Source organism: Dysgonomonas sp. HGC4 (genome assembly GCF_001261715.1).
Lineage (GTDB): Bacteria > Bacteroidota > Bacteroidia > Bacteroidales > Dysgonomonadaceae > Dysgonomonas_A.
Genome location: NZ_CVRU01000172.1, coordinates 1 through 6,463, shown reverse-complemented (window position 1 = coordinate 6,463; position 6,463 = coordinate 1). Strand labels below are relative to the sequence as shown.

The 6,463-nt window shown below is 33.1% G+C and carries 6 protein-coding genes and 1 riboswitch; of the genes, 4 read left to right on the top strand and 2 right to left on the bottom strand.

All coding sequences use genetic code 11. The features are described from left to right. Positions 1-194 precede the first annotated feature (194 nt). Together HGC4_RS16645 and HGC4_RS16640 are read right to left on the bottom strand one after the other, a co-directional pair. Positions 195-560, bottom strand: coding sequence for a DUF3868 domain-containing protein (locus HGC4_RS16645; RefSeq protein ID WP_082204225.1), 366 nt, complete (start codon positions 558-560; stop codon positions 195-197). After that, positions 547-1,386 carry an AraC family transcriptional regulator gene (locus tag HGC4_RS16640; protein ID WP_050711264.1) on the bottom strand — a complete coding sequence of 280 codons (840 nt, stop codon included), beginning with the start codon at positions 1,384-1,386 and terminating at the stop codon, positions 547-549. The genes HGC4_RS16645 and HGC4_RS16640 overlap by 14 nt, the downstream gene beginning before the upstream one ends. 967 nt (positions 1,387-2,353) lie before the next feature. Continuing rightward, a riboswitch (cobalamin riboswitch) is annotated at positions 2,354-2,556 on the top strand. 115 nt (positions 2,557-2,671) lie between these two features. Here HGC4_RS16640 and HGC4_RS16635 point away from each other — a divergent pair. Genes HGC4_RS16635 through nrdF form a run of 4 tightly spaced genes read left to right on the top strand, consistent with a single transcriptional unit; the run spans position 2,672 to position 6,391 of the window. Then, a complete protein-coding gene (locus HGC4_RS16635) occupies positions 2,672-2,911 on the top strand; it encodes a thioredoxin family protein (protein WP_050711263.1) in 240 nt (79 codons plus the stop codon). 8 nt (positions 2,912-2,919) lie between these two features. After that, positions 2,920-3,288, top strand: coding sequence for a class Ib ribonucleoside-diphosphate reductase assembly flavoprotein NrdI (gene nrdI / locus HGC4_RS16630; protein WP_050711262.1), 369 nt, complete (start codon positions 2,920-2,922; stop codon positions 3,286-3,288). Continuing rightward, positions 3,278-5,368, top strand: a complete 2,091-nt coding sequence (nrdE, locus tag HGC4_RS16625; RefSeq protein ID WP_050711261.1) for a class 1b ribonucleoside-diphosphate reductase subunit alpha — start codon at positions 3,278-3,280, stop codon at positions 5,366-5,368. The genes nrdI and nrdE overlap by 11 nt, the downstream gene beginning before the upstream one ends. Positions 5,369-5,386: 18 nt before the next feature. Next, positions 5,387-6,391, top strand: coding sequence for a class 1b ribonucleoside-diphosphate reductase subunit beta (gene nrdF, locus HGC4_RS16620; protein ID WP_050711260.1), 1,005 nt, complete (start codon positions 5,387-5,389; stop codon positions 6,389-6,391). Positions 6,392-6,463: the final 72 nt, after the last annotated feature.

The following is a 6,463-nucleotide window of genomic DNA, read 5'->3' as shown; positions in this document are numbered from 1 at the left end:
TTATAAACCGATCCAGACTCTTCTTCGCTGCATATATAAATAATATCATTTTCAGAATCATACATTCCTTTGATATGATGATCTTCTAATACTCGTAAAATTACTTCAACGTATTTATCCATAGTTATTTATTGTTATTTAATTTCTTAAATAAACCTTATGAATTATCATAATGCATACATCTGTTTTTGAGTTCACTGACAAACAACAGTTATTTTTGCTCTGTCCATCCACTCTTCATAGTGAAGAGATAGATTATAAGAGTAATCAATAACAGATTCGTCAACGGCTTTCAATAATTTCATTATGCGGTAAGTACGCAAAATGTTTCGATTCAATCCCCACAGAGCACGCTTGAAAGCCCAATAGCGTCCTTTACCTGCAAGTAGAACCAAAGGTAACTCCAACTGCCTGTCACCATCAGAAAGTACAGGAGCAAATAGATGACTCCGATTAGTATCTATCTTGCGGCATATAAAATGCATATTTAGGCTAATATAGAACTGTTCGTCTTGTCGCTTCATCTCAACAAGGCTGTATTGAATTTTACACATACTCATATTCGAACATATTAAATTTGATACTATTTTTGCAGCAGAATTCGATAAGTTCTGTTTCTGACTTAAAGTTGTACTTATCTAAAATTTCATCTAACGGTAAGGTGTCATATACCAAAGTATAATTTAGGCTTTTTACTTTCTGCATCATCAACCATTTGAGAGGAGTAGTATTGAATTCAGTTTTAAAATGCCGAGTAAATGTCTTAGTAGTCATACAACATTCCTCAGACAATTCTTTAACTGTAATTTTATCTGTGTATTTTGCAAATACAGTCATTCTAAATTTGCTTTCATTCAATACAGTAGGAGAGAAGAATCGAGCTAATAAGTCTTTAGCATAAAACTTACGCATAATAAATAACCATTCCATTTTCTTCAAATGAAAGAAACCTTTAGAGGAAAATTCGCCATTCTTATAGTATATAATTTCAGATAAAAAGTAACGAAGAGGTTTCTTTATTTCTAATTCATCAAGTCTCAATTCTTCAGGAGTATATTTTGCAATAATATTAAATAACAGAGCCTGTTCGATATACGGTAATAGATTATCAGACTTTAATTCAACACAGGTTGTCGTTTTATTAACAATCCCTTTGTAAGGGGTGTAATTCTTAGACAGAAAGTACATAGAACCTGCTTCAAATACTTTTTTTGTTCCCTGAAAATCATTTATTAGAATTTCTCCACTCATTATGAAAAAAATGCTATTTTCATCAAAACTTCCTATATCAATTATTTCATTCTTTTGATAATGATAATATTGAAAAACATTATCATCTTCTTCTTTTACTATTAGCTTTGCGATAGTTTTGAACTGAACCCCCATTTGTATATTGATTTAGTATTTTATTCTTATCTATATTATAGCAATAACTATATAGCCAATTTTGCGAGATATAACGAGGATATTTAGAAAGATTCCAACTCGTATTTATTCTGGATTCAAAAGTATTAATGATCATAGATTCTTTTTTGAAGAGTTGGGGACAAAATAATGTGAAGAAAGGGACAATCGAAAGACGAATAATAAATGATTAAATAGGAAAGTTAAGCTATAAGTTTGTGCAGCTTTAAATCTAAGATATTGTAAACTGAAGGTATACAACAATTAAGAATACCCTAGCATTAGGTCGTTATTGAGAAATACAAAGTAAAATTGAAACTCTTTTTTTATATGTATATCTGCTTGATATAGTGTTGTTAAATAAGATTCTCTTTCTGTCAGTTATTGTGAATATAAAAGCTATTTAAAATTTATCTTGATAAGTATTACTTAGAGTTAGAAGATGTTTCGATAGAGAATATAAAATCAGTTATAATATGCTATTGACATAAATGAAATATTTATAGTTACATAAAAATGAAATAGACATTGGAATAAAATAAGTCTGCTAGCCTAAGTTTGATACGATTGTCCCTTTTTGTTGATATTTTGTCCCTTTTTTGTTTCGGTGTGTTAATTAACTTTCTTATAATTAGTTTATTGTGTAAAATACACCTTCTGTTTTTGATAATTTGATTCGTCCTAGCTCTTCTTTTAAGAATAGTGTGGCTACGATTCTTATTTTTATATTAAAACCTTCTTTTAGTCTATACTAAGCTGATAGTATAAATACTTCTCAGAAAGAATGTATTCTAATCTTTTGATAACTTAATTTTCTACTGTAAGTATTCTGTTTTTGGAAATTTAGAATATCTATAATCGCATATAGTTTTCTTTTTTGTGAATATTAATGATGACTTATTGGTAATTAAATTTTCATTTTAGAACATTATTCTCAAATAATTGTTTAATCTTTGTATAAGATTTTGGTGTCATAAACTTGCATCTTCAAGTATGTGATGAAAAGGGAATCAGGTGTAAATCCTGAACAGACCCGCTGCTGTAAGCTCTAAAAGATGTTTTCACAATACCTATTGCCACTTTTAAAAACTAAAGGGAAGGCCGTGAAAAAAGGAGTAAGTCAGAAGACCTGCCAAAATAAAAAGAAAACTTTTTCTTTCGGGTGTAAAGATGAGTTTGCTAAAAAAAGATATCTCATAAAATAAAAATGTGTGGAGTGTAGTATTTTACTAAACTCTTATTTTCTATATATTAATCAAATAAAGACATGAAGAAGATAATAAAATTCGAAAAGGAAGATTGTAATCCATGTAAAATGGTTTCAGAATATTTTAAGACTTATGATGTCTCAATAGAGGCAGTAAATCCATTCAATAATCCAGAGACTGCCATGAAATACAAAATCCGTTCTGTTCCTACCACTCTTCTAGTAGACAATGACGAAATAGTGATGCGCGTAATCGGATACCAGCCGAATGAACTTAAGTCAATGATAGATTCTTTATAAAGAAGAAGATGATTATTTATTATGATAGTAAGACGGGAAATGTAGAACGTTTCGTTCATAAGATTCGTTTATTGACAGACTGGCGTTGTATCAAAATATCTGATTCGATGTTGGCTGATAGGAAAGGGCATTTGATTACCTATACTACTCAAATGGGGGCTGTTGCGGAAACAACACTCAGGTTTATGGAACAAAACAGTGATTTCATTCTGTCTGTCTCCTCCAGTGGAAATATGAACTGGGGAGCCAATTTTGGATTGGCTGCTGATAAAATAGCCGAAAAATATGGCATCCCTATATTAATTAAGTTTGAATTATCCGGATTAGAGCGTGATGTAAACAGCTTTATCCTAAAAGTAAAAGAATATGCAAATTAAAAAGTGGATACTCCTCAATAATGAGGTAATGATAAAAAAGGACGAGGATTTCCAATTGGAAAAAGATAAGGAGGCTGTCCGCTCTTATTTTCTGGATTATGTAAATAAAAATACAGTCTTTTTTTATACCTTAAAAGAAAAGATAGATTACCTGATAGAGAATAATTACTACGAAAATCTCTATGAACAATACTCTTTCGAAGAAATCATGCGGGTGTATGCGCTTATTTATGAGCGGAAGTTTCGCTTTCCTTCATTTATGAGTGCTTTCAAGTTTTTTCAGAATTACGCTTTAAGAGATGATAGTGGAGAGAAATTTTTGGAAAGATACGAAGACCGTGTTGCCTGTATAGCCTTATACTTAGCTCAAGGAGATGTTAACCAAGCAATAAAATATGCAGAATTGCTAGTTAATCAGGAATATCAACCAGCTACACCTACTTTTTTGAATGGAGGAAAAAGAAGATCAGGCGAATTGGTTTCTTGCTTTCTTGACGAGATAGGCGATAGCCTCAATTCTATAGGTTACGCTATAAACTCTTCGATGAAATTATCTTCTATTGGAGGTGGTGTGTCTTTGAATCTTTCTAAATTACGGGGACGCTCAGAAGCAATAAAAGGAGTGGAGGGACGCGCAAGCGGCGTATTGCCTATTATGAAATTATTAGAAGATGTTTTCTCCTATGCCAATCAATTGGGACAACGTCCCGGAGCCGGAGCTGCATATTTAAATGTTTTCCATTCAGATATAGAAGAGTTTCTGGATTGTAAGAAAATCAATGTGGATGAGAAGGTTCGTATAAAATCTCTTTCCATAGGTGTTATTATACCTGATAAGTTTATGGAGTTGGCGGAGAAAGATGAGCCATTCTATGTCTTTTATGCACATTCGGTGTTCAGAGCTTATGGGAAATATCTCGATGATATGGATATGAACTTTATGTATCAACAGCTTGTGGATAATCCCAAAGTCAGAAAAAAACGTTTGAGTGCCCGTGTGTTATTGGTTAAAATTGCACAAACTCAGAAAGAGAGCGGTTATCCTTACTTGTTTTTCAAGGACAATGCGAACAGAGAGCATGCACTCAAAGATATAGGTGAGGTAAAGTTTAGTAACCTTTGTACCGAGATTATGCAATTGTCGGAAGTTTCTGAAATAAACGATTATTTCCAGGAAGATATTATTCGCAGAGGTATATCCTGTAATTTGGGTTCTTTGAATATTGTTACAGTTATGGAGAATAGCCGGATAAAAGAAGCGGTATCTACAGCTATAGATGCTTTAACCGTAGTTTCCGATATTTCGAATATAGATGTAGTTCCTTCTATCAAAAAAGCGAATGATGAGTTGCATAGTGTGGGATTGGGGGCGATGAACTTACATGGCTTTTTTGCGAAAAACTTCATTGCATATGAAAGCACCGAGGCTCTTGACTTTTGCAATGTTTTCTTTATGATGATGAATTTCTATTCATTAGAGCGTTCCATGGAAATAGCACGAGATAGAGGTATTACATTTAAAGACTTCGACAAATCTGAATACGCTAAGGGTACTTATTTTGACAAATATGTAAATAAGGAATATTTACCACAGACAGATAAAATAAAAAGTCTATTTGAGGGACTACATATCCCAAATAGTCAAGACTGGCAAATTTTGAAAGAGCAAGTGATGCAACATGGAGTATATCATGCCTATCGTTTGGCAATAGCGCCTAATCAGTCTACATCTTATATTATGACTTCGACAGCATCGGTAATGCCAATTGTAGATACGATTGAAGTTCGCGAATATGGTGACAGTACAACTTTTTACCCTATGCCGTATTTGACAAATGATAATTTCTTCTTTTACAAATCGGCATATGAGATGGATCAAAAGAAAGTGATGAAGCTAATTGCTGTAATCCAGCGTCATGTGGATCAAGGTATATCTACTATTCTTCATACTAAGAGTAGTGATACTACCCGCGATATTGCTAAATATTATATTTATGCGCATAAGATAGGTTTAAAATCATTGTATTATACACGTACACGGAAAGCTACAATTGACGAGTGTGTGTCATGTTCTGTATAATTAAAAAAGAAATAAGAGATGAGCGAAATAAAGAAATTTAGGGCTGTAAACTGGAATACACCCGATAATGATTATGTGGAGATGTTCTGGGAGCAAAATCTTAAACAATTCTGGATTGACACCGAATATATTCCATCGAAAGATATCGATTCGTGGAAGTCTCTATCTGCCGAAATGCAGGAAGCATATAAAAAAGCACTGGGTGGTCTGACATTGTTAGATACGTTACAAAGTCATACAGGGATGCCGAAAGTGATAGATCATATTGAGGGATTACAGAATAAATCGGTACTATCATATATGTGTATGATGGAGGCAATACATGCCAAATCGTATTCAACTATTTTTTCGACAGTAGCTACCGCTGCCGAGATTGATGCTATCTTCGAATGGGCTTCTAGTAACGAGCAATTACAGCTGAAAGCAAAAACGATAGATTCAAATTACCGTAAACTGGATAAGGCGAATGTCTCAACCGCAGATATTTATATGGCTCTGGCTTCGTCGGTAATGCTTGAAACTTTTCTTTTTTATAGTGGCTTCTTTTTACCTCTTTGGCTTGCCGGACAGGGACAAATGGTTGCAAGTTGCGATATTATAAAGAAGATTGTGGCAGATGAGTCTATACACGGTGTTTTTGTAGGCCTTTTAGCTCAGGAGTTTTTTGCTGCATTTAGCGAGAAACAAAAAGCTAAAGTGAAAGAAAACTTGTTTGAATTGATGGATAAATTATATGAAAACGAATTGAAATATACTGACCATGTATATGGCGATGTTGGACTTACAGGAGATGTAAAAGAGTATATTCGCTATAATGGTAATAAGGCTTTGATGAATCTTGGTTTCGAACCACGCTTCGAAGTAGGGGAGGTTAATCCGATTGTTCTTAATGGATTGAATGTTGAAACGACTCAGCATGATTTTTTCTCAAAGAAATCGACTAACTACGAAAAAACACTGGAGGTTGTCCATTTACATGACGACGACTTTGCAATGGATGAAGAGTTAAGTATAATAGTGTAAAAGGAAAAGGTTTTTTCGAATTTATATGAATAAAAATGTTTGCTTTAGATTAAAAAAAGAGGGAATACAATT